This window comes from Nonomuraea sp. NPDC050310, from assembly GCF_040655795.1.
Taxonomy (GTDB): Bacteria; Actinomycetota; Actinomycetes; order Streptosporangiales; family Streptosporangiaceae; genus Nonomuraea.
In genome coordinates this window covers 111,294-133,740 of sequence record NZ_JBFAKP010000021.1, presented here as the reverse complement: position 1 = coordinate 133,740, position 22,447 = coordinate 111,294, and the positions used below count along the sequence as shown (strand labels likewise).

The following is a 22,447-nucleotide window of genomic DNA, read 5'->3' as shown; positions in this document are numbered from 1 at the left end:
CTCAGATGCCCGCGGCGATCTTGAGCAGCGCGACGCCACCGATGATCGCGGCGAACGAGCCGAGCTTGGCGAGGGTGATCTTCTCCTTGTAGAGCAGCGCGCCGAGCACGACGGTGCCGATGGAGCCGACCCCGGTCCAGATGGTGTAGCCGACGCTGACGTCCAGCGTCCTCAGCGCCAGGCTCAGGGTGAAGATCCCGCCCGCGGCGGCCAGCAGGGTGAAGATCGAGGGCCAGAGCCGGGTGAAGCCCTGGGTGGCGTTGGTGCCGAGCGCGAAGCCGATCTCGAAGACGATCGCGATGGAGAGGTAGATCCAGGCCATGACGGTGTTCCTTCAGCTCGTGGGGGTGATCAGGCGGCGGACGGCTCGGCGGCGGGCCGGCGGTCGGAGAGCTTGAGGCCCAGCACGCCGCCGATGATGAGGACGAAGGCCAGCGCCTTCCAGATGGTGATCTCCTCGTCGAAGATCACCGAGCCCAGGACGACGGTGCCGACCGAGCCGATGCCGGTCCAGATGGTGTAGCCCACGCCGACGTCCAGGGTCTTCAGCGCCAGGCTCAGGAAGAAGATCCCGCCGGCCGCCGCGGCCGCGGTGAGCAGGGACGGGCCCAGTTGGGTGAAGCCCTCGGTGGCGTTGGTGCCCAGGGCGAAGACGACCTCGAAAACGGCCGCGATGAGCAGGTAGATCCAGGGCATCGGGGAGACTCCTCAGGAATTTGCATGTATCTGCAAACAGTTGGGCTGGGCAAGAGCATGTATGTACATGTATCTTCTTGTCAAGCCGGTCCGGATGACGGACCGGACGCCCCAGCGCCTGGAGGATCCCCATGGCTTCCGCAGCACCCGTCGCGACCTGGCACCACGTCCTGCTGCTGCACGCCCGCGTCGAGGGCAGGCTCGGTACGGCGGTGCAGCGCCGGCACGGCATCGGCCTGTCGGAGTACCGCGCCCTGGAGCACCTGGCCGCCGCCCCCAAGGGCGAGCTGCGCATGCAGGAGCTGGCCGACCGGATCGGGCTCAACCAGAGCTCGGTGACCCGCCTGGTCGCCCGGCTCAACGCGGCCGAGCTCACCTACCGCGACGTGTGCCCGGACGACAAGCGCGGCGTCTACACGGTCATCACCGAGGCCGGTCGCGCGCGGCACGCCGAGGCGAGCCGTACCTACGCCGAGACGTTGAGCGCCGCCCTGCACGAGGCGGGACAGGCCGACCCGGAGCTCGCCTCCGCGCTCGGCGACCTGCGGCTGCAGGTGGGCGCGGCGCTAGAGACCGTCCGGTGAGGCCGACTGCCAGGTCCGCCAGAGCTTGCCGTACACGCCGCCCGCGCTGACCAGCTCGTCGTGCGTGCCGAGCTCGACGAGCCGGCCGGCTTCCATGACCGCGATCCGGTCGGCGTCGTGCGCGGTCTGCAGGCGGTGCGCGATGGCGATGACCGTCCGGCCGCGCAGGACGGCGGCCAGGGACCGCTCGGTGCGCCGGGCCGTCCTCGGGTCGAGCTGGGCGGTGGCCTCGTCCAGGATCACCGTGTGCGGATCGGCCAGGACGACGCGCGCCAGCGAGAGGTGTTGAGCGCCGGCGGCGTCGAGGTGCAGATCGCGGCCGAGCTCGGTGTCCAGCCCGTACGGCAGGCCGGCCGGCCACGTGGCGCCGACGGCTTCCAGGGCGGCGCGCAGTTCCTCGTCGGTGGCCTCCGGGCGGGCGAGCCGCAGGTTGTCGCGGACGGTGTCGTGGAAGACGTGATAGTCCTGGGTGATCAGCACGACGTGCTCGCGCAGCCGCTCGGGCGGCAGATCGGCCACGACCGTGCCGCCGATGGTCACCGACCCGGTGTGCGGGCGGTCGAGCCCGGCCAGGAGGCGGGCCAGCGTCGTCTTGCCCGCCCCCGACGTGCCCACGACGGCCAGCCGCTCGCCGGGCCGGACGACGAGGTCGATGCCGCGCAGGACGTCGCGGCGGCCGGTGTAGCTGTAGTGCGCGTTCGCCACCTGGATCCGGTCGCCGCCCTCCGGCTCGCGCGGGGGTGCCGGCGGTTCCTCGCCGGGCAGGGCGGCGAGCCCTTCGACACGGGCATAGGAGGCGCCCGCGCCCTGGAGCTGTTCGATCCAGAGCATCAGCGTGTCCAGCGGGCCGGAGAGCTGGCGGAGGTAGACGGTGGCCGTCACCACGGCGCCGAGACTGACCACCCCGCCGCTGTAGAGGGCGCCACCGGCCAGCAGCACCCCGGCCACCGGCACCACCAACGACACGTCCGCCCAGGGGAACAGCACCGTGCGCAACCACAGCGCACCCAGCCGGGCCGACCGGGCCTGCGCCAGCGCGGCCTCCGTCACCTGGGTACGGCGGTGCCGCAGCCCGAGCAGGTCGACGGTCCGCGCTCCCCGGGCGGTGCTCGTGATCACCTCGGCCAGTTCGGCCCCCGAGTCGGCCACCGCCAGGTAGGCGGGCCGGGCCCGGCGCAGGTACCACCGCACCGCCGCTCCCACGCCCAGCAGGCAGCCGAGCCCGCACAGCCCGAGCAGCGGGTCCAGCACGAGCACCGCGACGATGAGCAGTACGGCGTGCACCACCGCCACCAGCACCTCAGGCACCGCCGACCGCAGCACCGCGGCCACCAGGGAGGCGTCCGTGCTCCCCCGGGCGATCAGGTCACCGAGCGGCAGCTGATCCGCCGCCCGAGGGGGCAGGGCCAGAGCCCGGGTCAGGAACCGTTCCCGCACCCGCGCCGCGGTCCGTTCACCGAAGCGATAGCCGATCTTGAGCGCCCACCACCGCAGGACGACCTGCGCCACGGTGCACAGCACCACCCCCAGCGCCAGCCGATCCACCACCCCCACCACACCACCGGAACCGGGACCGGAACCGGCCTGGATCGTGTCGATGATCCCGCCCAGCAACCACGGCCCCAGCAACCCGGCCGCAGAAGCCAGCCCGCTGACCAGCACGAGCGCCACCACGGCTCCACGATCGGCGCGCAGATCCCGCACCGCCGCCCCCCGAACCGCGGCCACCCCCGCCACCGGCAGCCCCCCACTCATCGCCCCGCCCCAGCGTCCTGAGCGTCCCGGAGTTCCTCGGTGTCTTGCGCGCGGGAGACGAGGGCCCGATAGGCGGGGTCACCTCGCAGCAGCTCAGCATGCGTCCCCACCGCCGCCACGTACCCGTCCTCCAGCACGACCACCTCATCGGCCCGAGCCAGCACCAGCGGCGAGCTCGTCGTGACCACCGTGGTCAACCCCCGCCGCACCTCCCGAAGCCGCTCGATCATGGCCGCCTCAGTCGTGGCGTCCACCGCAGAAGTCGGGTCAACCGCCAGCAGCACATCAGGACCGGCATACACCGCCCGAGCCAACCGAAGCCGCTGCCGCTGCCCACCGGACAGGTCACTCCCCCCGGCGGCAACCGTGGCGTCCAGACCCCTGGGCAACGCCTCCACGACATCCTCGGCCACCGCGACACGAAGCGCCGCCCGGATCCGCCCGTCATCCGCCTCCAGCCGCCCCGCCACCACGTCCCGGACCGTACCGGCGAACACCTCGGCGTCGTTGTCCGCCACGAGCAGCCGACTCCGCAACTCCTCCCGCGCCACCTCCCCAACCGGCACCCCCGCCCACGTCACACCCCCCGCAGCATCGCCGCGCCCAGGCCGCCCCTCTCTGAGCCGATCGGAAGGCGCCGCTGCCTCGTCCACCCGCCCAAGGCGCTCGATCACCGCCACCGCCTCCCCCGGCCGAGCCGCGACGAGCGCCGTGAACACCCCCGGCCGCACGATCACCCCCGAGCCAGGATCCGCCAACGGCCCGCACCCCGCCGGCGCACCCCCAGCCCCCTCCTTGGGCACCGGCAGGTTCAACAGGCCGACGATCCGCCCCCCGGCCACCCGGGCCCGGGCAAGGTCCCCGCCCCCCTCGATGAGCGACGACACCGGGATGATCAACGCCGCGACATACCCGTACACCCCAACGACGTCCCCGATCGAGATCTCCCCCGTCGCGGCCAGCCGGGCCGACAACCACACCACGGCCGCCACGAACAACGCCGGCAAGCCCCCTGCCAACGCGCCCACCCAGCTCGCCGGCCCGGCAACCCGGTACCCCCGCTGCACCAGGTCCCGCGACTGCCGGCCGTACCGCTCGGCCACGAACGCCTTCCCGCCCAGCCCGTTGAGCACCCGCAGCCCGGCCAGCACATCCACCAGCCGCGTGGTCAGCCCCGCCTGGTGCGCCCGATAGTCCCCGCTCGTCCGCTCGATGCGGTGCAGGAACGGCCCGACCGCCATGGCCAGCAGCGGCACCCCGGCCAGCACCACCGCCGCCAGCACCGGCGACATCGCGAACAACGCGACCGCGACCACCGAGTACGCCACCACCGCCCCGATCCCCGGCCCGGTGACCGTCAACGCCTGCGCCACCGTCTGGACGTCGGCGATGCCCACCGTCACCACCTCACCCGCGTCCACCCGCCGCGCCAGCGAGGCGCCCAGCCGGGACGTCTGCCACACCGTGGCCCGGATCGCCCGGAACGACGCGTCCATCCGGATCTTGGTCATCGTCCGGTGCCGCCCGATCCCCACCACCGCGTTCAGCACCCCGACCACGAGCAGCACCAGCGTCCACCCCACCAGCGCGCCCGTATCCCCCGCGACCAGCCCCTCGTCCACCACCCTGGCCAGCACCCACGGCCCCACCACCAGCCCGAGCATCGAGCACGTGCCCAGCACCCCGCCCAGCACCACCCGCCGCCCCTGCTCCCGCACCAGCCAGAACAGAAACCGGAACGGCCCGCCCACCTCACTCGGACCCGGAGGCGTCCACGTCTCGCTCGTCCTGTCCAGCCACTCCCGAACACCAGCCATCCGTCACGCACCCGCCGCTAGGTAGGCACCCGATCCTCCCAGCCGCGAATCCACCCGCCGACCCCTTTGTGATCGGACTCACAGGCTCCGCCGCGCGCGGATGAGGTGGAAGATCCGGGTGGACAGGACGGCGGTGGCGGTGAGGGCGGTGGTGGCGGCCCAGATGTAGAGGGCGAGCCACACGTAGGTGATCTGGTCCAGGGTGCCGGCGCGGTTCATGACCAGGCCGAACAGTCCGGCGAGGCCGAGGAAGAAGGCGATCGGCAGGCCGTACGGCAGGAGCCGCACGATCGTGCGCCAGGGGGCCTTGCTCTGGCGGCGGCGCGACCAGCGTGCGCTGCGGACGACGCCCAGGACGCCCAGCGCGAGGGTGAGGACGGTCAGGCCGGCCAGCCAGAGGTCGGCGGTCAGGCTCAAAGGCTCCAGCCCGCTGTCGGGGCGGCCTTCGAGGAGGTCGATCAGGCCGTCGGAGATCAGCAGGGCGTCGTCGCCCGCGACCATCCCGGTGTTGGTGACGACGGCGATGCCGTACCCGCTGCCGGGCAGGAGGGTCTGGGCGGCGTTGTGGGTGAGCAGCCAGCCGGTGTGCCGGAGCTGCGCCGCTCCCCCGGGGGTGGTCCCGGCGCCCCAGCCCATGGCGTAGGTGCTGCCGTCCACGCCAGAGGGGGTCTGCATGGTCTTCCGGATGCCTTCCGGCAGCGTACGGCTGCCGCCGTGCTGCGCGATGAGCCAGCGGGCCAGGTCGTCGGCGGTGCTGACGACGCCCGCGCCGCCGTTGACGAACCACTTCGGCTGCGCCCGCGGGATGAGCTGCCCGTAGGCCCGGATGTAGCCGGCGCCCCGGCCGGGCAGGTCGGCGGTGGTGTTAACGGTCCGGGTCGACGTCATGCCGAGCGGCCCGAACACGGTGGCCGCCATGTAGTCGGCGAACGGCCGCTGGGCGACCACCTCGACCAGCCGCGCCGCGACGGCGAAGTTGGGGTTGTGGTAGGCCATCCTGGCTCCGGGGTCGGCGGCGAGCGGCGCGGTGCGCATCATCGCGACGGCGTCCTTCAGCGTGTCCGGCGCGTCGAGCGTGAGCTCGGGGAAGCTCCGGTCGCTCATCCCCGAAGTCTGCTGGAGCAACTGGCGCACGGTGATCTTCGCGGCCCGCGGGTCGTCCAAGGTGAACTCGGGCAGGTAGCTCCGCACCGGCACGTCCAGCCCGATCCGACCCTCCTCGGCCAGCCGCAGCACTCCCAAGGCGGTGAACGACTTGGAGAGCGAGGCGAGCGGCACCCGGGTGGTGGGGGTGAACGGCTCACCTGCGGCGGTGCGGCCATAGCCCGCGACGTGCACCACCTGGTCGCCCTTGGTGACGGCGACCACGGCACCCGGCAACCCCGTCCGCTCCGCATAGCCGCGCACGTAGGCGTCGATCACGCCCGCGCTCAGCTCCCCGCCCGCCGGCGCTCCCGCCGCGGCCGGTCCGGCGGTGAGTCCCAGCGCCAGCACCGCACCGGCCGCAGCCGCGACCTTCTTCATCCTCATGGGGGGGTTCCTTTCGTCATGTCCGCCCGATGAGTGAGAAGGTAGGAGTTCGCCCAGGTAGGGCACAGTGCACGATCGTCTGGACCCCGGCACGACTTTCGTAGGGTCGGTCTAGGAATCCTCGGACAGGGCCCGGTCGGCGAGGCGTTCGGCGCGTTGCCGGGCGGCCTGTGCCGTACCCAGCCCGAGCCCGAAGGCGATCTCCTGCCAGGTCATGCCGCGCCCGCGCGCCATCTGCAGCAGCGCCGCCTCCAGCGCGTCCATTTCCCCGCGGACCAGCGGGACGAGGCTCAGCGCCGCGGTGACGTCGGCGTGGTCCACCTCCGGCTCGTCCGCGTCGAGCTTCGCGGCCCCGCTGAGCAGGAACGACACGAGCCGGACGGCCTCGTGCGGGGCGAGGACGGAGGGGTGGACCTGCCGGTGACGCTGCTCGGCGGTGGCGGCGTGCCGTTCGGCGATCCGGAGGAGGGAGGCGTGCACGCGTTGCGCGCGGGCCTGCTCGGGGTGCGGCGCGGTGAAGGGATCGGACATGGGGACCACCCTGCCGGGCCACACACTCTGATGTCAACAGAACGTTTTAAACAAACTGTTCAACGGATCGTGCTCAAGACGATCTTCCCCGTGGTACGGCGGGCATCGCTGAGTTCGTGAGCCTCGCCCGCCCGCTCCAGCGGAAGCACCCGGTCGACCTCGGGGCGGAGCAGCCCCGCCTCCACCAGCTCGGCCACCTGCCGCATCCCCGCCTGGTCGGGCTCCACGATCATGAACACCGCACGCCGGCCCACCGCGGCGGCCTCCTCGGCCAGGTAGGCCTCGGCCGGTGAGGCGAGCGAGACGAGGATGCCGCCCGGCCGCAGAACCCGCAGCGAACGCGGCCCGTACGCACCGCCGATCGCGTCGACCACCACGTCCACCGGCTCCACGACCGTCTCGAAGTCGGTCTCGGTGTAGTCGATCAGCTCGTCCGCCCCGAGCCCACGCAGGAACTCGTGCTTCGCCGTACGCGCGGTGCCGATCACGTGCGCACCGCGCGCCTTGGCGATCTGGACGGCGAGGTGCCCGACCCCGCCCGCCGCCGCGTGCACCAGGACCCGCTGCCCCGCCCGCACCTCGGCCACGTCCACCAGGGCCTGCCAGGCGGTGAGCGCGGCCAGCGGCAGCGCCGCGGCCTGCTCGTGGGTCAGCGTCGCGGGCTTGCGGACCAGGTGCCGGGCCGGGGAGGTCACGTACTCGGCGTACGTGCCCGCCGGAAGCGGGTGGCGCGGCATCCCGAACACCTCGTCGCCGGGGGCGAGCGTGGGCACCCCCGGCCCCACGGCCTCGACCACGCCGGACAGGTCCCAGCCGAGCGGCACCACCGCGCCGGCCAGCCCGCCGGTTCCCCGGTGCCAGGAGTCGGTCGGGTTGACCCCGGCCGCGTGCACCCGCACCAGCACCTCCGCCGGGCCGGGCTCCGGCCGCTCCACCTCGATCACCTTCAGCACCTCGGGACCGCCGAACCCGTCCTGGCCGATCGCGCGCATCGTCATCTCCTGCCTTCTCCGGCCGGGCCCTGGCGGCCCGGCGAGGTCCAGGCTCTCGCGCTCCGGCCCCGGCCCACGAGTGGCAAGAGTGACAACATGTGCAAGGATCGTGCCATGCATCGTGTTCGTGTCCTCGCCCTCGACGGGGTCTATCCGTTCGAGCTCAGCATCCCGGTGCGGATCTTCGGCACCGCCGCCGGTCTCGACGGCGAGCCGCTTTACGAGGTCACCACCTGCAGCCTGGACGGCGGGCCGGTCACCACGAGCGCCGACTTCGCCATCACCGTCGCGCACGGAGCCGAGGCGCTCCGCTCGGCCGACACCCTGGTCATCCCGCCGTTCGCCTGCGGCCCGGGGGTGGAGCGCGACTGGCTGCCCGACTCGTTGCGCGACGCGCTGGCGCTGGTGCCGGCCGGTGCGCGCATCGTCTCGATCTGCACGGCCTCCTACGTCCTGGCCGCCGCCGGACTGCTCGACGACCGGCCCGCCACCACGCACTGGAACGAGGCCGAGCACTTCCAGCGGTCCTTCCCGCGGGTCCAGGTCGACGCGAACGTGCTGTTCGTCGACGAGGGGCGGATCCTCACCGCCGCGGGCGTCGCCGCGGGCATCGACCTCTGCCTGCACCTGGTCCGCCGCGACCACGGCAGCGAGGTCGCCAACCGGGTGGCCCGCCTGTGCGTGGTGCCCCCGTGGCGAGAGGGCGGCCAGGCGCAGTACATCGAGCGCCCCGTGCCCGAGCCCGCGGCCGCCACCACCTCCGCCACCCGCGTCTGGGCGCTGCGGGAGCTGCACCGGCCGCTGACCCTGGCCGAACTGGCGGCCAACGCCGGCATGAGCGTCCGGACCTTCTGCCGCCGCTTCCGCGACGAGACCGGCCTGCCGCCCGGCCAGTGGCTCACCCGGCAGCGGGTCGAGCACGCGCGCCGCCTCCTGGAGACCACCGACCTGCCGGTCGACCAGGTCGCCGCCCTGGCCGGCTTCGGCACGGCCGCCTCGCTGCGCCAGCACCTGGCCACCGCCATCGGCGTCCCGCCCTCGGCCTACCGCCAGTCCTTCCGCGCCGGCTGAGACCGATCAGCCGGGCAGCGTCACGGTCACCTCCAGGCCGCCGCCCGGCACCGGGCGCATCGCGAGGACCCCGCGGTGGGCTTCGACGATGGAGCGCACGATCGGCAGGCCGAGACCGTGCCCGGCCGTTCGTGCGGTGCGGGGGGCCAGGCGGTGGAAGGGCTCGACGATCAGCGCGAGGTCGGCGGCCGACAGGAGCGGGCCGGTGTTGGTCACGGTCAGCCGGGTCGCGAAGGAGTCCTGGGTGAGGCGCACCTCGGCCCGGCCGCCGGGGTGGTTGTGCCGCACCGCGTTGGTCACGAGGTTGCCGACGAGCTGGCGGAGCAGGGTGGCGTCGCCGACGACGGTGGCGGGCCGTACCGAGGTGGTGAGCGTGACGTCGCCCGGATCGACGGCGGCGACCACCTCGGCGACCAGCCGGGCCAGGTCGGCGGGGCCCGCGGCGGTCAGGCCGTGGTCGGCGCGGGTGAGCGTCAGCAGGGCCTCGGTGATGTCGATGCTGCGCTGGTTGGTCTCCAGCAGCCGCCGCCCGAGCTCCGGCAGGTCCTGGCCCTCGGGGTCGGCGAGCGCGACCTGGAGCATGGTCCGCGTGGTGGCCAGCGGCGTGCGCAACTCGTGCGAGGCGTTGGCGGTGAACCGGCGCTGGGCCTCAAAGGCCGCGTCGAGGCGGGCGAGCATGGCGTCGAAGGTGTCGGCCAGGTGCTTGAGCTCGTCGGCGGGCCCCTGGAGGCCGATGCGTTCGTGCAGGTTGCCGGAGGCGACCGCGCGCGCCGTGGCGGTGATGTCGTGCAGCGGCGCCAGCACCCGCCCGGAGATCCACCAGCCCAGCGCGAGGGCCGCCACGCCGAGCACGGCCAGCCCGAGCCCGCTGAACAGCAGCAGGGTGCGGAGCACGTCCTCCTTGTCGCTGATGTCCAGCGGGGCGGCGGCGGTGGGCATCGGCGTGGGGACCCGCGCCCCGCCCTCCTCCGCCGCCGGCGTGGGGAAGACATAGCGCGGCGCGAACCGCATCAGCAGGTAGACGAAGGCCACCAGGGCCGTCCCCGCCACCACGAACAGCCCGCCGTGGACGAGGGTGAGCCGGGTGCGGACGGTGAACCGGCTCACGGCCGCCCGCCCAGCCGGTAGCCGACCCCCGTCTCGGTGTGGATCAGGGGCGGGTCGCCGAGCTTGCGGCGCAGCGTGGAGACGGTGATCCGCACCGCGTTGGTGAAGGGGTCGGCGTGCTCGTCCCAGACCTTCTCCAGCAGGCGCTCGGCGCTCACCACCCCGCCCGCCGCCCGCATCAGCAGGTCCAGGACCCCGAACTCCTTGCGGGTCAGCCGCAGGTAGCGCCCGTCCCGGTAGGCCTCGCGCCGGAACGGGTCCAGCCGCAGCCCGGCGTGCTCCAGCACCGGCGGCGTCGCGGGGGCCGCCCGCCGCTGCAGCGCCCGGAGCCGGGCGACGAGCTCGGGGAAGTCGAACGGCTTGGCCAGGTAGTCGTCGGCGCCCAGCTCCAGCCCGGCCACCTTGTCGTCCAGCCGCGCCGCCGCCGTCAGCATCAGGATCCGGCACCCGGGCTTCAGGACGGCCAGCGTCCGGCAGATGTCGTCGCCGGGCACGCCGGGCAGGTCGCGGTCGAGCACGACCACGTCGTAGTCGTGCACCGCGAGCCGTTCCAGCGCCGCGTCGCCGTCCAGCGCCACGTCGACGGCCATCGCCTCGCGGCGCAGGCCCGCCTGCAGGGCTTCGGCCAGGTAGGGCTCGTCCTCGACCACCAGCACCCGCACCCGCGCCACCCCTCGTTCCGGCCGCGCCCAGTCCAGCAGGCCGGGCCTATGGCGAGCGTATGGATTTTCCGCGACGCCCGGCAGACGGCCCGCTTGGTGAGCTGGCCGCCCTGACGGCCACATCGAGGGGGTACGGCATGCCGTACGGTGCCGAGAACGCGTTCCGGAGGAGCCCGTCCGGCCGGGTGATCGCCGAAGCGCTGGGAGTCTGGCTGCTGAGCCGGCTCGGGGTGGCGCTGCTGGCGGCCGGGGGCGCGTGGTTCCTGAACCTGGGCCGCGACACCGGGCACCTGGAGCGCTGGATGCGCTGGGACGCGGTGCACTTCGTCACCATCGCCCGCGACGGCTACGCCGATCCGGCCGACCCCGGGCTGCCCGCCTTCTTCCCCGGCCTGCCGCTGGCCCTGCGCGCGGTGCACGCGGTCGTGGGCGACTGGACGGCGGCCGGGTTGCTGATCTCGCTGGTCGCCGGGGCGGTGGCGGTCTGCGCGCTGGCGTTGCTGGCCGAGCGGGAGGGCCCGCCGGGCAGCGGGCGGCGGGCGGTGACGGCCCTGCTGCTCGCGCCGCCGGCGGTGTTCCTGTTCGCCGGGTACACCGAGGCGCTGTTCCTGGCCTTCGCGCTGCCCGCCTGGCTGCTGGCCCGGCGGGGCCGCTGGGCGGCGGCCGCCGGGTGCGCGGCCGGGGCCAGTTGCGTGCGCGTCACCGGCTTGTTCCTGGCCGTGGCGCTCGTCGTGGAGTTCGGCCTGGCGTGGCGGCGCGGCGAGGCGCGGGTGCGCTCGGGCGGCTGGCTGGTGGTGCCTTTCCTCCCGTTGGCCGGATACAGCCTCTACCAGTGGACCCGCACCGGTGACTGGCTGGCCTGGCAGACCGCACAGCGGCTGGGTTGGGGCAGGGAACTGGTGTGGCCGTGGGAGGCTTGGCGGACGACCTGGGCCGGAGCCTGGGACGTGGACAACGCCTTCACCTGGGCCTTCCGCGGCGAACTCGCGGCGGCGGTGCTGGGGGTGGCGCTCACCTGCTGGCTGGCCCGGCGCCGCGACTGGGGCGCGTTCGCGTATGTCGGGCTGCAGGTGGCGGCCCTGGTCACCTCGACGTTCTACATGTCGATCCCGCGGGCGGCGTTGTTGTGGTTCCCGCTGTGGCTGCTCCTCGCCCGCGACCGGCGCCGGCTGGTGGTGTACGCCTGGGTGGCGGGGCCGTTGATGGCACTGCACGTGCTGGTTTTCACCAACCACCTGTGGGCGGGCTGAGCGGAAAACAATTCGCCTTTGCCGGCGACAAAAGAAATGCAAAAAACCGAGGCCCGCGCCGTGCGGCGCGGGCCTCGGTCCATGTCAGGCGTGAGCCTTAGGCGGGAACGATGTTCTCGGCCTGCGGGCCCTTCTGGCCCTGGGTGATGTCGAAGTTCACCTTCTGGCCTTCCTGGAGCTCACGGTAGCCCTGGGCGGCGATGTTCGAGTAGTGGGCGAAGACGTCAGCGCCGCCGCCGTCCTGCTCGATGAAGCCGAAGCCCTTTTCCGCGTTGAACCACTTCACGGTGCCAGTAGCCATTTTCTTTTCTCCTTCTGGGGCAGTGCCCGTAAGGTCCGCACTGTGCGGGCCTCGCATCGCCGCGATGATTACCCCGTCCGGAAAAGCACCGGCAATACAAAGTGCCCACTCCGGCTCATGTCTCCGGTGAAGGCACTTGAAGTCTTTGGGAACCACAACTGCAACCAACAGAGACACTAGCACAGTGCCGGAATCAAAGAAGAGCGCAGGCCCGGAATATACACGGACATGGCATAAATCTGACCGAGCGCCGCGCCAATTTCTGTACTTGCGGCACCAGATATTCGATCGCCCTGACCACGGTATGCCGAATTGCGGGTTCGCGGGATCCCAGGCTCAGCCGGGCAACCGCAGGTCGGCGAGGAGGGGCAGGTGGTCGGAGGCGTCGCTGGGCGGCACCGTGACCGAACTCACCCCGACGTCCGGCGAGGTGAACACGTAATCGATCCGCCAGCCGGTGGCGGGGTAGGTGATCCCCGCTCCCGCGCCGGCCTGCTGCCAGGCGTCGCGCAGGAAGCCGGTCAGGGCGCGGATCTCCGGGGTGCCTGGCTGGGCGTTGAAGTCCCCGGTCAGCACCACCGGTCCAGGCCGTCCGGCGACCAGGGCCGCGACGGCCCGGGCCTGGTCGAGCCGCTCGGCGGCGTCGGTGTCCTGCAGGTGGGTGGTGAAGACCTCGACGGGCCGGCCGTCCGCGACGACCGTGACGCTCAGCAGCCCGCGCCGCTCGTTGCCCGGCGCCCCGGGCAGGAAGGTGTTGCCGTTGTCGCGCAGGGGCAGGCGGGACAGGATCGCGGTGCCGTACCGGCCGCGCGGGCGGCCCGGAGCGGGCGGATCGAAGTCCACGTTGGCGCCGTAGGCGAGGTCCATGCCCAGGTCGGCGGCCAGCCACCCGGCCTGGTCGGCGAAGTCGCTGCGCGGCGAGAGGTGCCGGTCCACCTCCTGGAGGCAGGCGACGTCGGCCTCGCCCGCGCGGATCACCTCCGCGACCCGCCGCAGGTCGAGCCGGCCGTCCGGGCCGCGCCCGTGGTGGATGTTGAAGGTGAGCACCCGCATCGCCGCTGTCCTTTCCTGAGGGGTGCGGTCCGCGACGGCGCCGCGGACCGCACGGGGGTCAGGAGGTGGTGATCTCGTACAGGGCGATATTGCCCCACTGGAGGTTCGCGTCGTGCACGGTCAGCCGGATCTTGCGGGTGCTGACCGGGCTCGGCAGGGTGATCGTGCTGGTCTCGACCTTGGCGCTCAGCTCCTGCCAGGCGGGCAGGTGGTGGGCGGCCTGGCTGACCCAGCGGGTCCCGTCCCAGGTGTCGAGGGAGACGTCGGTGACGCCCTGTCCCTTGGCCCAGGCGGTGTGCAGGGTGACGGCGGCGATCGGCCGGTCGCTGCCGTAGTCCACCACGAACTCGCCGGGGAAGCTCACCCCCTCGCTCACCGAGGCCCACGGGCTGCCCGGGTCACCGTCCACGAGCGCGTCCACGGTGTGCGTCGGCGAGGTCTGGAAGGTCGTGCTCGCCACCGTGGACGGCCCCGGCCGGTACGGCTCGCCCGCCGCGGGCACGCCGAGCGCGATCTCGTTGATCTGCAGCGGACCCCCGGCCGCCGCCTTGACGATCAGGCGGACCCGGCTCGCGGTGACGGTCTCGGGCAGGGTGATCGGCTGCCGCTCGACGGTGTCGTCGTCGGTCTTCCAGACGAGCTTGGCGCTCCCGCGGCTGACCCAGTCCCGGCCGTCGTGCGTCTGGACCTCGGCCTCGGTGACCGCGCGGGAGGCGGCGTGCGCGGCCGAGACGGTCACCGTGCGGAAGGTGCGGGCGACCGGGTAGGTCAGCTCGACGGTGCCGGGCAGGCGCGGCTTGGGCACGCTGCGCCAGGCGGTGGCCTGGTCGCGGTCGGCCAGGCGCTCCAGGTGGCCCTGGGGCACGAGCGTGGCGGCCACCCGGGCGGGCGCGATCTCCCGCTGGAAGGCGCCGAGGTCGGGGGCGCCGTCGGGGATCGGGGTGCCGGCGTAGTCGCGCCCGGCGTCCAGGGTGCCCTGGGCGAAGAGCCCGGAGTCCACGGTCACGCCGGCGTCGAGGGCGGGCGAGCCGGGCAGGGGGCGGTAGCCGGCCGGGTCGGCGGAGCCGGGCTCGGCCAGCTTGGGGTCGGCGACGACCGGCGCGTGGTCCTGGCCGGTGGGCGGCCGGCCGTTGCCGCCGGCCTTGCCCCAGTAGAGGTTGTGGTCGTAGACGATGCCGTTCTTGTTGTCGAAGCCCGCGCCGGCGAGGTTGACGAACACGTTGTTGCGCACGGTCACGTCGGCGGCGTTGTTGTACAGGCGCACGACCTGCTCGAACGGGTACTTGCCGGCCCCGCTGAAGGGCGGCTTCACCTCGACGACGCGGTCGGTGATGTAGAGCGTGTTGTTGAGGAAGTGGGTGCCGGTGGTGGAGGTCGAGGCGGCCAGGCCCTCGAAGCCGTCGTCGCGGCTGACGTTGTAGCGCACCACGGTGTCCCGGGTCGGGGCCGCGGCGAAGGAGACCGCCAGGAAGAAACCGCCGTCGTTGTGGTGGCTGTAGTTGTACTGCACGAGGCTGCGGTTGTTGTCGGCGTCGGCGTCGAAGCCGTGGCCGTCGCTGCCGGGGCCGTTGAAGCCGGTGTGGGAGACCTCGTTGTGCTGGACGACGATGTCGTCGTTGCCCTGCCACCAGATGCCGACGTTGCCGCCGGTGGTCTTGGTCCGGCCGCGTACGGCCCGCTCCACCCGGTTGCGCTCGATGACGGCGCCCGCGGTGTGCATCGGGGTGATGCCGCCGCCGGTCACGTCGTGCACGTAGTTGTCGCTGATGCGGACGCCGGTGCTGGGCGTCCAGGTGACGACCTCGCTGTCGGGGATGCCGGTCTCGACGGGGTACAGGCTGGTCATGCCGCTCCGGCGGGACCAGGTGGACCACATGATGATCCCGTACGAGCCGATCCTGGAGATCTCGTTCTTCTCCACGACCAGGTTGTGGAAGTAGGTGGGCGTGGTGTTGCCCCGGATGGAGATCAGCAGGCCGGCCGCGGCGACGCTGTGGCCGCCCTGGCCGTTGACGCCGTGGATGGTCAGGTTCCGGAGCGTGACGTTCTCCAGCCGGCCGGAGTCCTTGGCGTACAGGTTGACGCCGCTGCGGTAGGCGGAGGTGTCGGCGCTGTAGTTGGTGACCTCCAGGCCGTCGACGGTGAAGTCGTGCACGTCGCTGATCCGGACGGCGGACTCCACCAGGCCCTGGCCGTCGATCACCGGCTTGGGGCCTTCGCCGTACGAGCCGACGAGGGCGGGCGCGCCCGGCGCGCCCGCGCCCTGGAGGAGGAGCCGGCCCTGCCAGCGCTGCCCGGCCCTGAACAGCAGCCGGTCACCGGGGCCGAGCCGCAGCGTGCCGGCCTTGGCCAGCGACTTCCACGCGGTCGTCCGGCTGGTGCCCGCCGCCGTGTCGTCGCCGGACTCGGCGTCGACGTAGAAGGTGGTGCCGGCGGCCCGCGCGTGCGCGGGGGTGGCGAACGAGGCCATCATGGCGAGCAGGGCGAGCCCTGCCCACCCGAAGCGGGTACGCAAAACCTCTGGTCCTTTCGGAGGGGGGTTACTTGCCGATTCCGGCGGTCATGCCGTCGACGATGCGGCGGCCCAGCCACAGGTAGAGCACGACCATGGGGTAGATCAGGATGACGATCCCGGCGAACAGGCCGCCCCAGTCGGAGCTGTACTGCATGGAGCTGTAGAGGTTGAGCAGCGCCGCGGGCAGCGTGCGCTCCTCGGGCAGCGGCGCGATGAGCAGCACGAGCAGCGTCTCGTTCCACAGGCCGATGATGTTGAGCACGAGCACGGTCATCACGCCGGGCCTGGCGACCGGGAGCACGATCCGGACGAAGGACCGCAACGGGCCCGCGCCGTCGATCTCCGCGGCCTCCTCGATCTCGTGCGGCAGCGAGCGCATGTAGCCGGTCAGGACGAACACCGCGAACGGCAGCGACAACGCGACCTGGAAGATCAGCAGCGTGATGCGGTTGTCCCACCAGCCGGTGACCCAGTCCTCCATGAAGGTGTAGAGCGAGAGCTTGACCACCACGACCGGGATCACCAGCGTCTGCAGCGGGATGCTCAGGCCCATCGCGAAGTAGCCGGTCAGCGGCCCGGCCGCGCGCCGGTTGGACCGGGCGAGCACGTAGGCGGCGGGCGCCGCGAGCGCCACGATGAGCAGCGCGCCGAGCAGGGTGAGCGCGGTGCTGTTCAGCGCGGCCACGGAGAACTCGGCGGCCTGCCAGGCGGAGGCGTAGTTGCCCCACTGCGGGTCGGCGGGCAGCGCGAACGGGCTGAGCCACACCTCGCCCGACTCCTTGAGCGACTGCAGGCCCACCCAGCCGACCAGCGCGAGGTTGAAGGCCACCCAGGCCCACAGGGCGATCGCGGTGACGCGCGGCAGCAGGACGTCGCCGATCAGGCGTCTCATGACAGCTCCACTCGATCGCGCCGGGTGATGCGCCGGGTCAGGGCGATGAGCACGGCGGTGACGATCAGCACCACCACGCCCATGGCCGCGGCACTGCCGAGGTCGGGCACGCCGCCGCCGGCCACCATGGAGAACTGCTGCACGGCCACCGTCCTGGCCTGCATGGGCGGGCTGCCCGGCGTGCCGGCGGTGGTGAAGGCGAGCACGATCTCGAAGATCTTCAGGCTGTTGACCACCCACAGCACAGCGGACACGGCGAAGACGTCCCAGGTCAGCGGCAGCGTGATGTGCCGGAACTGCTCCCAGCGGGTGGCGCCGACGATCTGGGCGTCCTCGTAGATGTGCGCGGGGATGGAGTCGGCGGCCGACATCATCAGCGCCACGTAGAAGCCGGTGCTCGACCAGACCAGGCCGCCCACGATGCACCGGAAGACCAGGTCGGGGCCGAGCCAGGGCTGCGGGTCGAGCCCGAGCCCGGTCAGCAGGGAGTTGACCACGCCCTCCGGGTTGAGCAGGAACCCGATGGCGGCGCCCACCGCGATCATCGAGATGATCATCGGCAGGAACATCACCGACCGGATGAACGCCCGGCCCTTGATGTGCCGTAGCACCACCATCGACAGGAACGTGAAGCCGAAGACCAGCCCGCCGCCGACGATCGCCAGCACGAACGTGTTCACGAACGAGGTGCGGAAGGCCTCGTTGGTGAGCAGGGCCAGGTAGTTGTCCAGCCCGCGCCAGGTCATCTCCGAGCCGGGGCCGGACCACTTGTTCAGGCTGACCCAGAAGCCGAACAGCGAGGGCGCCACGAACAGCGCGGTGTAGGCGATGAGCGCGGGCAGCAGGAACGGCCAGAAGGCCCGTTCGCGCCCGGGGCGCAGCGGCCTGCTCCTGACCGGTGGGGCCACCGGCGGCGCCTGGGTGAGGGTTCCCGCTCCCATGGGCTCAGTTCTTGTTCGCGAGGTAGTCGGTGGTCGCCTGCTTGCCGTTCTTCACGAACGCGGCGGCGTCGATCTTGCCGCCGATGAGCTGGTCGTGCAGCGGCAGGAAGCGGTCGTTCCACCAGGTCTTGTCGGCCGCCGCGTCGTCGTAGGTCTTGTGCGTGGCCGTCGCCTCGGCGACGGCCTGCTGCACGGCCACCAGGTGCTCGGGGGCGGGCACGTCGGCGCGCGAGGGGATGTTCAGCGCGGTGGCGGAGATCTGCTCGACGTACTTCTTCTGCAGCGCGAAGGCCAGGAAGCTCTTGGCCGTGGCCACGTTCTTGCCCTTGGCGTTGACGGCCCAGCCGAGCGTGCCGACCTCGACGGAGTTCTTGCCGCCCGCCGGGAGCTGGAAGGAGGCGACCTTGGCGCCGGCGGCCAGCTTGGGCTTGGTCTCGCTGGCCAGCCAGGTGCCGTTGAGGTTCAGGTCGTAGCGGCCCTGGGCCCAGGCGTCCTGCGCGGCCGGGAACTTGGTGGCCATGAAGTCCTTCTGGAAGTAGCCGCCCTTGGCGAGCTGGGAGACCCGCTCGGCGGCGGCGAGCACCTCCGGCCGGTCCCAGGCGGCGGGGTCGGTGGCCAGCGCCTTGAGGCTGCCGGCGCCGTTGGCGCGCACGAGGAGGCTGTAGAACCAGTACACGTTGTAGAAGTTGATCGTGCCGTCCTGGCCGATCGGGGTGCGGCCCTCCTTCTTCGCCCGGTCGAGGTAGGCGACGAAGTCCTCCCAGCTCTGCGGGGGCGTGGCGGCCAGGTCGGGGTGCTTGGCCGCGTCGAACCAGACGGCGGTGGAGATCACGGTGTGCGGGACGAAGGCGAGGCCCTTGTCGTTCGAGGACGCCTGCCGTACCGACGCGGGCAGGACGTCCTGGACGGTCTTGCCCTCGCCGGGCACCTGCGCGGTCAGCACGTCGTCGAGCGGCGCGACCAGGTTCTGGGCGGCGTAGGTGGCCAGGTTGTCGGTCGAGGTGTCGAACAGGTCGGGGCCCTGGCCCGAGGCCATCTCGGTGGAGAGGTTCTCGTTGCCGTTGCGGCCGACGAACTTGAGGTCGACCCTGGTGCCGGTCTGCTTGGCGAAGTCGTCCAGCAGGGTCTTGATGATCTTGCCTTGCGGCTCGTCGGCGCCCCAGGAGGAGCGGTAGGCCAGCGAGGCGGCCGGCGCGGCGCCGGCGTCGCTGTTCTTCTTGCCGCACGCGGCCAGGCCCAGGGCGAGGGCTCCGACGGTGAGGACGGCCGTCAACTTGCGCATGATGGATGCCTTTCAGGGGTGGGGGGTGAAGGGGACGACGGTGCCGGCGTGCCGGGCCTGCTCGGCGGCCCAGACCACGCGGTGGGTGGCGAGGCTCTCGCGGCCGCTGGTCAGCACGAGCGAGGGGTCGCCGCCGGCGACGGCGGCCACGAACGCGTCGAGCAGCCCGCCGTCGCCGCCGCCGTGGCCGGTGGCGGCCGAGGCGCCCGCGCCGGTGCGGGTGTCGATCACCGACACCTGGTCGGTGAGGAAGTCGTGCAGCCGCAGTGTGACGCCGTCGCCCTCGATCGAGCCGTGCGTGCCGAACACGCGCGTCTTGCGGTGCTCCAGGGCGGCGAAGGCGGTGACCGTGCAGGTGGCGGAGGTGCCGTCGGCGAACTCCATGGTCACGACCTGGGTGTCGACGACGTCGTTGTCGGCGGCGTAGACGCAGCGGCCGTAGGGTCCCTCGCGCAGCGCCGCCAGCACGCCGGCCTCGGTGTGGTCGTGCGTCACCGCCGAGAGCGGCCAGAACTCCTGCTCCGGGTCGCCCAGGCAGCCGAGGTAGAGGCGCTTGGCCGAGTAGGGGCAGGTGGCCTCGATCGGGCAGTCGAGGCAGCGGGCGGCGGCGCCGGCCGGGCGCTGCTCGGGCCGGAAGTGCACCAGGTTGCCGAAGGAGGACAGCCGCTCGGGCAGCGCGCCCTTCAGGTGGACGAGCCAGTCGAGGTCGTGGCAGGCCTTGGCGAGCAGCAGCGGCGCGGACTCGGCCTCGTTGCGCCAGTTGCCGCGGACGAAGGAGTGCGCCATGTGCCACCAGCCGACCTGCTCCAGGTGCTGGATGTTCATGACCTGGCCGATGCGGCCCTCGTCGATGAGCGCCTTCAGCGTCCGGGTGTAGGGCGTGTAACGCATCACGTGGCAGACGGCCAGCAGCACGCCGTGCTTCTCGGCGGCCTCGGCGATCACGGTGGCGTCCGCCTCGGTCGGCGCCATCGGCTTCTCCAGCAGGATGTGGTAGCCCAGCTCAGCCGCCCGTACGGCGGGGCCGACGTGCATCCGGTCCTGCGTGGCCACGATCACGGCGTCGGCCAGCTTCGGCCCGGCCAGCAGCTCGCTCCAGTCGGCGAAGACGTTCGCGGCGGGCAGGTCGTGCTCGGCCGCGAAGCTCTCCCGCCGGTGGCGGTCCGGTTCCGCCACCGCGACGACGCGGGCCCGGCCGCTCTCCAGGGCGTGGCGCGCGTAGCCGAGCCCGCGCAGTCCCGCCCCGATGACGGCGAGTGTGACCATGAGTGTTCTCCCCCGACTTATTAATGGTTAGTGTTTTTATTAGTTCGCGCCGGAGCCTGTCAAGAGCAAGAGGGAAGCGCTTTCCGGTGTGCCCCGGCGGCACGGGCCGCCGGGGCCGGGGCGTCAGCGAGTGGTGATCTCGTTGACCGACAGGTTGCCCCACGTGCGGTTGGCGGCCTTGACGACCAGCCGTACCTGCGTCGTGGCGACCGCGGCGGGCAGGGGTACGGCCCGGCGTTCCACGGTGGCCGTGTTGCTCGCCCAGGTGATCGCGGCGTCGGTCACCTGGGTGACCCAGGCCGAGCCGTTCCACGTCTGGACGTCCAGCTTGGTGATGCCCTGGCCCTGGCCGAAGTGCGTGGCGAGCACGACCTCCGACACCTGGCGCGAGCTCGGGTAGGTCAGCGTGATGCTGCCCGGCAGAGTGACCCCGGAGCTGGGGCTGGCCCAGGTCACGTAGTCGGTGCCGTCGGTGAGGCCGGCCGGGGTGGTCGACTGGCCGTTGCCGAACGTGGTGGCCACCGAGGCCGCGACCTCGTTGCTCCCGGAGCCCGCGGCGCGCTGCAGGCCGCCGAGGTCGGGCATGCCGGCGGGCAGCGCGGTGCCGACCGTGTCCCGCCCGCCGTCGAGCGGGATCTCCAGGCCCTGGCGGAGCACCGGCGAGCCGGCGGCCGGCAGGTATCCGGCGAGCCCGGTGATGGCGGTGGCCGTCCCCGGCGAGGTCAGCAGCGGATCGCCGGTCAGCGCCGCCTTGTCGCGCGACGGCACGGGACCGCCGTGGTACAGGTTGCGGTCGTAGACGACCTTCCCGCTGTCGTTGTACGGCAGGCCGGCCGAGTTGTGGATGACGTTGTTGCGGAACCGGACGCTGCCCACGCTGGAGTTCCACACCTTGACCAGGCTGAACGAGCCCCGGTCCGGATGGTCGCGGATGAAGGGCGTCAGCGGCACCCAGATGGTGTTGTTGTAGACGTCGATGTTGGTGGCGTTCGTCGACAGGGCGAAGACCTGGTTGGCGTCACCCTGGCTGACGTTGTAGCGGATGGTCGCCTCGGCCGGCCCGGTGCCGGTCGAGACGGCGATGAAGAAGCCGCCCTCGTTGTCGTGGCTGAAGTTGTACTGCACCAGGCTGCGGTGGGCGGAGGCGTCGGCGTCGAAGGCGTTGCCGTCGTGGGCCAGGCCCCAGTACTTGGTGCCGGACACCTGGTTGAACTGCACCACCGTGTCGTCGGTGCCGGCCCACCAGATGCCGACGTTGCCGTGGTTCTGGGCGGTCTTGTGCACCCGGTTGTGCTCGATCAGCGCCCCGGCGGCCTGCATGACGGTGATGCCGCCCGCGGAGATGTCGTGCACGTGGTTGCCCCGGACGACCACGCCGGTGCTCGGCGTCCACGGGCGGTAGTCGGCGGCCGGGATGCCCATGAGGTCTTCCCACAGGTAGGTCCAGCCCTCGCGCTGCATCCACTGCGACCAGGTGACGATGCCGTAGGAGCGGGAGTCGGCGACCTCGTTCCCCTCGATGAGCAGGTTCTGGTAGTAGGTCGGGACGTTCTTGCCCCGGGCGCTGACGATGATCCCGCCCGCCGACGGGTTGGACGACTGGTTGCCCGAGGAGGCGCCCTGGATGGCGTGCACGTGGTTGCCGCGGATGGTGATGCCGGGCACGGCTCCGGCGTCGGTGGCGCTGACCCCGATGCCGATGCGCGGGGTGGTCCCGGAGCCGGTGTTGGTCACCTCCAGGCCGCTGACCACGATGTCGTGCTGGTTCTGCAGCTTGACCGCGGCGTCCACCGCTCCCCCGCCCGCGATCAGCGGCTTGGCGCCGGTGCCGTAGGAGGTGATGGTGATGGGCTCGGCGCTGGTGCCCGAGCCCTTGGGCGCGAGCTGGCCGGTCCACTGGCCGCCGGCCTTGAAGCCGACAGTGTCGCCGGGCTGGAAGGTCTGGGCGTTGACCTTGCCGAGGCTCTTCCAGGCCGTCGCCGGGGTGCGGCCGTCGGCGGTGTCGTCGCCGGCGGGGTCGACGTAGTAGGTGCTCGTGGCCGCGTGCGCGGCGGGGGGCGGGACGGTCAACCGGGCGAGTCCGGTCAACCCGGCTCCGGCGAGGACCAGCGCTAAGGCCGCTCCTGCCAGACGTGCACTCCTTGCCATGGTGCTCCTCTGTGCCGCTTCTCTGCTGAGCCGACTTATTAACGAAGCGAGGTT

General features: G+C 72.2%; 20 protein-coding genes. 3 read left to right on the top strand and 17 right to left on the bottom strand.

Features of this window, described 5'->3' with window-relative positions; all coding sequences use genetic code 11:
- Position 1 precedes the first annotated feature (1 nt).
- Together AB0I67_RS34640 and AB0I67_RS34635 are read right to left on the bottom strand one after the other, a co-directional pair.
- A complete protein-coding gene (locus AB0I67_RS34640) occupies positions 2 to 322 on the bottom strand; it encodes a multidrug efflux SMR transporter (protein ID WP_357932499.1) in 321 nt (106 codons plus the stop codon).
- A 29-nt stretch (positions 323 to 351) separates the two neighbouring features.
- Positions 352 to 696 carry a multidrug efflux SMR transporter gene (locus AB0I67_RS34635; RefSeq protein ID WP_357932496.1) on the bottom strand — a complete coding sequence of 115 codons (345 nt, stop codon included), beginning with the start codon at positions 694 to 696 and terminating at the stop codon, positions 352 to 354.
- A gap of 131 nt (positions 697 to 827) precedes the next feature.
- On the opposite strand from AB0I67_RS34635, the gene AB0I67_RS34630 reads away from it, so the two are divergent.
- Positions 828 to 1,280, top strand: coding sequence for a MarR family transcriptional regulator (locus AB0I67_RS34630; protein WP_357932493.1), 453 nt, complete (start codon positions 828 to 830; stop codon positions 1,278 to 1,280).
- On the opposite strand, the gene AB0I67_RS34625 is transcribed toward AB0I67_RS34630, so the two are convergent.
- The 5 genes from AB0I67_RS34625 to AB0I67_RS34605 all read right to left on the bottom strand — a co-directional run bounded on the left by AB0I67_RS34625 (position 1,263) and on the right by AB0I67_RS34605 (position 7,905).
- Positions 1,263 to 3,035: an ABC transporter ATP-binding protein gene (locus AB0I67_RS34625; protein WP_357932490.1), complete on the bottom strand. Its 1,773-nt coding sequence runs from the start codon at positions 3,033 to 3,035 to the stop codon at positions 1,263 to 1,265. The two genes, AB0I67_RS34630 and AB0I67_RS34625, sit on opposite strands and share 18 nt — an antisense overlap.
- Positions 3,032 to 4,852, bottom strand: coding sequence for an ABC transporter ATP-binding protein (locus AB0I67_RS34620; protein WP_357932488.1), 1,821 nt, complete (start codon positions 4,850 to 4,852; stop codon positions 3,032 to 3,034). The genes AB0I67_RS34625 and AB0I67_RS34620 overlap by 4 nt, the downstream gene beginning before the upstream one ends.
- 78 nt (positions 4,853 to 4,930) lie before the next feature.
- Positions 4,931 to 6,382, bottom strand: coding sequence for a serine hydrolase domain-containing protein (locus AB0I67_RS34615; RefSeq protein WP_357932485.1), 1,452 nt, complete (start codon positions 6,380 to 6,382; stop codon positions 4,931 to 4,933).
- 111 nt (positions 6,383 to 6,493) lie between these two features.
- Positions 6,494 to 6,913, bottom strand: a complete 420-nt coding sequence (locus AB0I67_RS34610; protein WP_357932483.1) for a DNA-binding protein — start codon at positions 6,911 to 6,913, stop codon at positions 6,494 to 6,496.
- Between the two features lie 59 nt (positions 6,914 to 6,972).
- Positions 6,973 to 7,905 (bottom strand): NADP-dependent oxidoreductase, encoded by a 933-nt coding sequence (locus AB0I67_RS34605; RefSeq protein ID WP_357932481.1) that lies wholly within the window; start codon positions 7,903 to 7,905, stop codon positions 6,973 to 6,975.
- A 114-nt stretch (positions 7,906 to 8,019) separates the two neighbouring features.
- On the opposite strand from AB0I67_RS34605, the gene AB0I67_RS34600 reads away from it, so the two are divergent.
- Positions 8,020 to 8,976 carry a helix-turn-helix domain-containing protein gene (locus AB0I67_RS34600; protein ID WP_357932478.1) on the top strand — a complete coding sequence of 319 codons (957 nt, stop codon included), beginning with the start codon at positions 8,020 to 8,022 and terminating at the stop codon, positions 8,974 to 8,976.
- A gap of 6 nt (positions 8,977 to 8,982) precedes the next feature.
- On the opposite strand, the gene AB0I67_RS34595 is transcribed toward AB0I67_RS34600, so the two are convergent.
- Together AB0I67_RS34595 and AB0I67_RS34590 are read right to left on the bottom strand one after the other, a co-directional pair.
- Positions 8,983 to 10,083 (bottom strand): ATP-binding protein, encoded by a 1,101-nt coding sequence (locus AB0I67_RS34595; protein WP_357932476.1) that lies wholly within the window; start codon positions 10,081 to 10,083, stop codon positions 8,983 to 8,985.
- Entirely contained in the window at positions 10,080 to 10,745 is a 666-nt protein-coding gene (locus tag AB0I67_RS34590) for a response regulator transcription factor (RefSeq protein ID WP_357932474.1), read from the bottom strand. The genes AB0I67_RS34595 and AB0I67_RS34590 overlap by 4 nt, the downstream gene beginning before the upstream one ends.
- Before the next feature lie 137 nt (positions 10,746 to 10,882).
- Between AB0I67_RS34590 and AB0I67_RS34585 the strand changes: the two genes are divergently transcribed.
- Positions 10,883 to 11,995, top strand: a complete 1,113-nt coding sequence (locus AB0I67_RS34585; protein WP_357932471.1) for a hypothetical protein — start codon at positions 10,883 to 10,885, stop codon at positions 11,993 to 11,995.
- Between the two features lie 97 nt (positions 11,996 to 12,092).
- Here AB0I67_RS34585 and AB0I67_RS34580 read toward each other — a convergent pair whose 3' ends face one another.
- From AB0I67_RS34580 to AB0I67_RS34545, 8 genes are all read right to left on the bottom strand, one after another.
- On the bottom strand, positions 12,093 to 12,296 hold the full coding sequence (locus AB0I67_RS34580) for a cold-shock protein (RefSeq protein ID WP_357932468.1): 204 nt from the start codon (positions 12,294 to 12,296) through the stop codon (positions 12,093 to 12,095).
- 336 nt (positions 12,297 to 12,632) lie between these two features.
- Positions 12,633 to 13,349 (bottom strand): endonuclease/exonuclease/phosphatase family protein, encoded by a 717-nt coding sequence (locus AB0I67_RS34575; RefSeq protein ID WP_357932465.1) that lies wholly within the window; start codon positions 13,347 to 13,349, stop codon positions 12,633 to 12,635.
- Between the two features lie 58 nt (positions 13,350 to 13,407).
- Entirely contained in the window at positions 13,408 to 15,864 is a 2,457-nt protein-coding gene (locus tag AB0I67_RS34570; RefSeq protein ID WP_357932462.1) for a discoidin domain-containing protein, read from the bottom strand.
- A gap of 25 nt (positions 15,865 to 15,889) precedes the next feature.
- A complete protein-coding gene (locus AB0I67_RS34565; protein ID WP_357932459.1) occupies positions 15,890 to 16,756 on the bottom strand; it encodes a carbohydrate ABC transporter permease in 867 nt (288 codons plus the stop codon).
- Positions 16,753 to 17,697, bottom strand: coding sequence for a sugar ABC transporter permease (locus AB0I67_RS34560; RefSeq protein ID WP_357932456.1), 945 nt, complete (start codon positions 17,695 to 17,697; stop codon positions 16,753 to 16,755). Before AB0I67_RS34560 ends, AB0I67_RS34565 begins: the two co-directional genes overlap by 4 nt.
- A gap of 4 nt (positions 17,698 to 17,701) precedes the next feature.
- On the bottom strand, positions 17,702 to 18,979 hold the full coding sequence (locus tag AB0I67_RS34555) for an extracellular solute-binding protein (protein ID WP_357932453.1): 1,278 nt from the start codon (positions 18,977 to 18,979) through the stop codon (positions 17,702 to 17,704).
- Between the two features lie 12 nt (positions 18,980 to 18,991).
- Positions 18,992 to 20,245, bottom strand: a complete 1,254-nt coding sequence (locus AB0I67_RS34550) for a Gfo/Idh/MocA family oxidoreductase (RefSeq protein WP_357932450.1) — start codon at positions 20,243 to 20,245, stop codon at positions 18,992 to 18,994.
- A 123-nt stretch (positions 20,246 to 20,368) separates the two neighbouring features.
- Positions 20,369 to 22,393 carry a right-handed parallel beta-helix repeat-containing protein gene (locus tag AB0I67_RS34545; RefSeq protein ID WP_357932447.1) on the bottom strand — a complete coding sequence of 675 codons (2,025 nt, stop codon included), beginning with the start codon at positions 22,391 to 22,393 and terminating at the stop codon, positions 20,369 to 20,371.
- Positions 22,394 to 22,447: the final 54 nt, after the last annotated feature.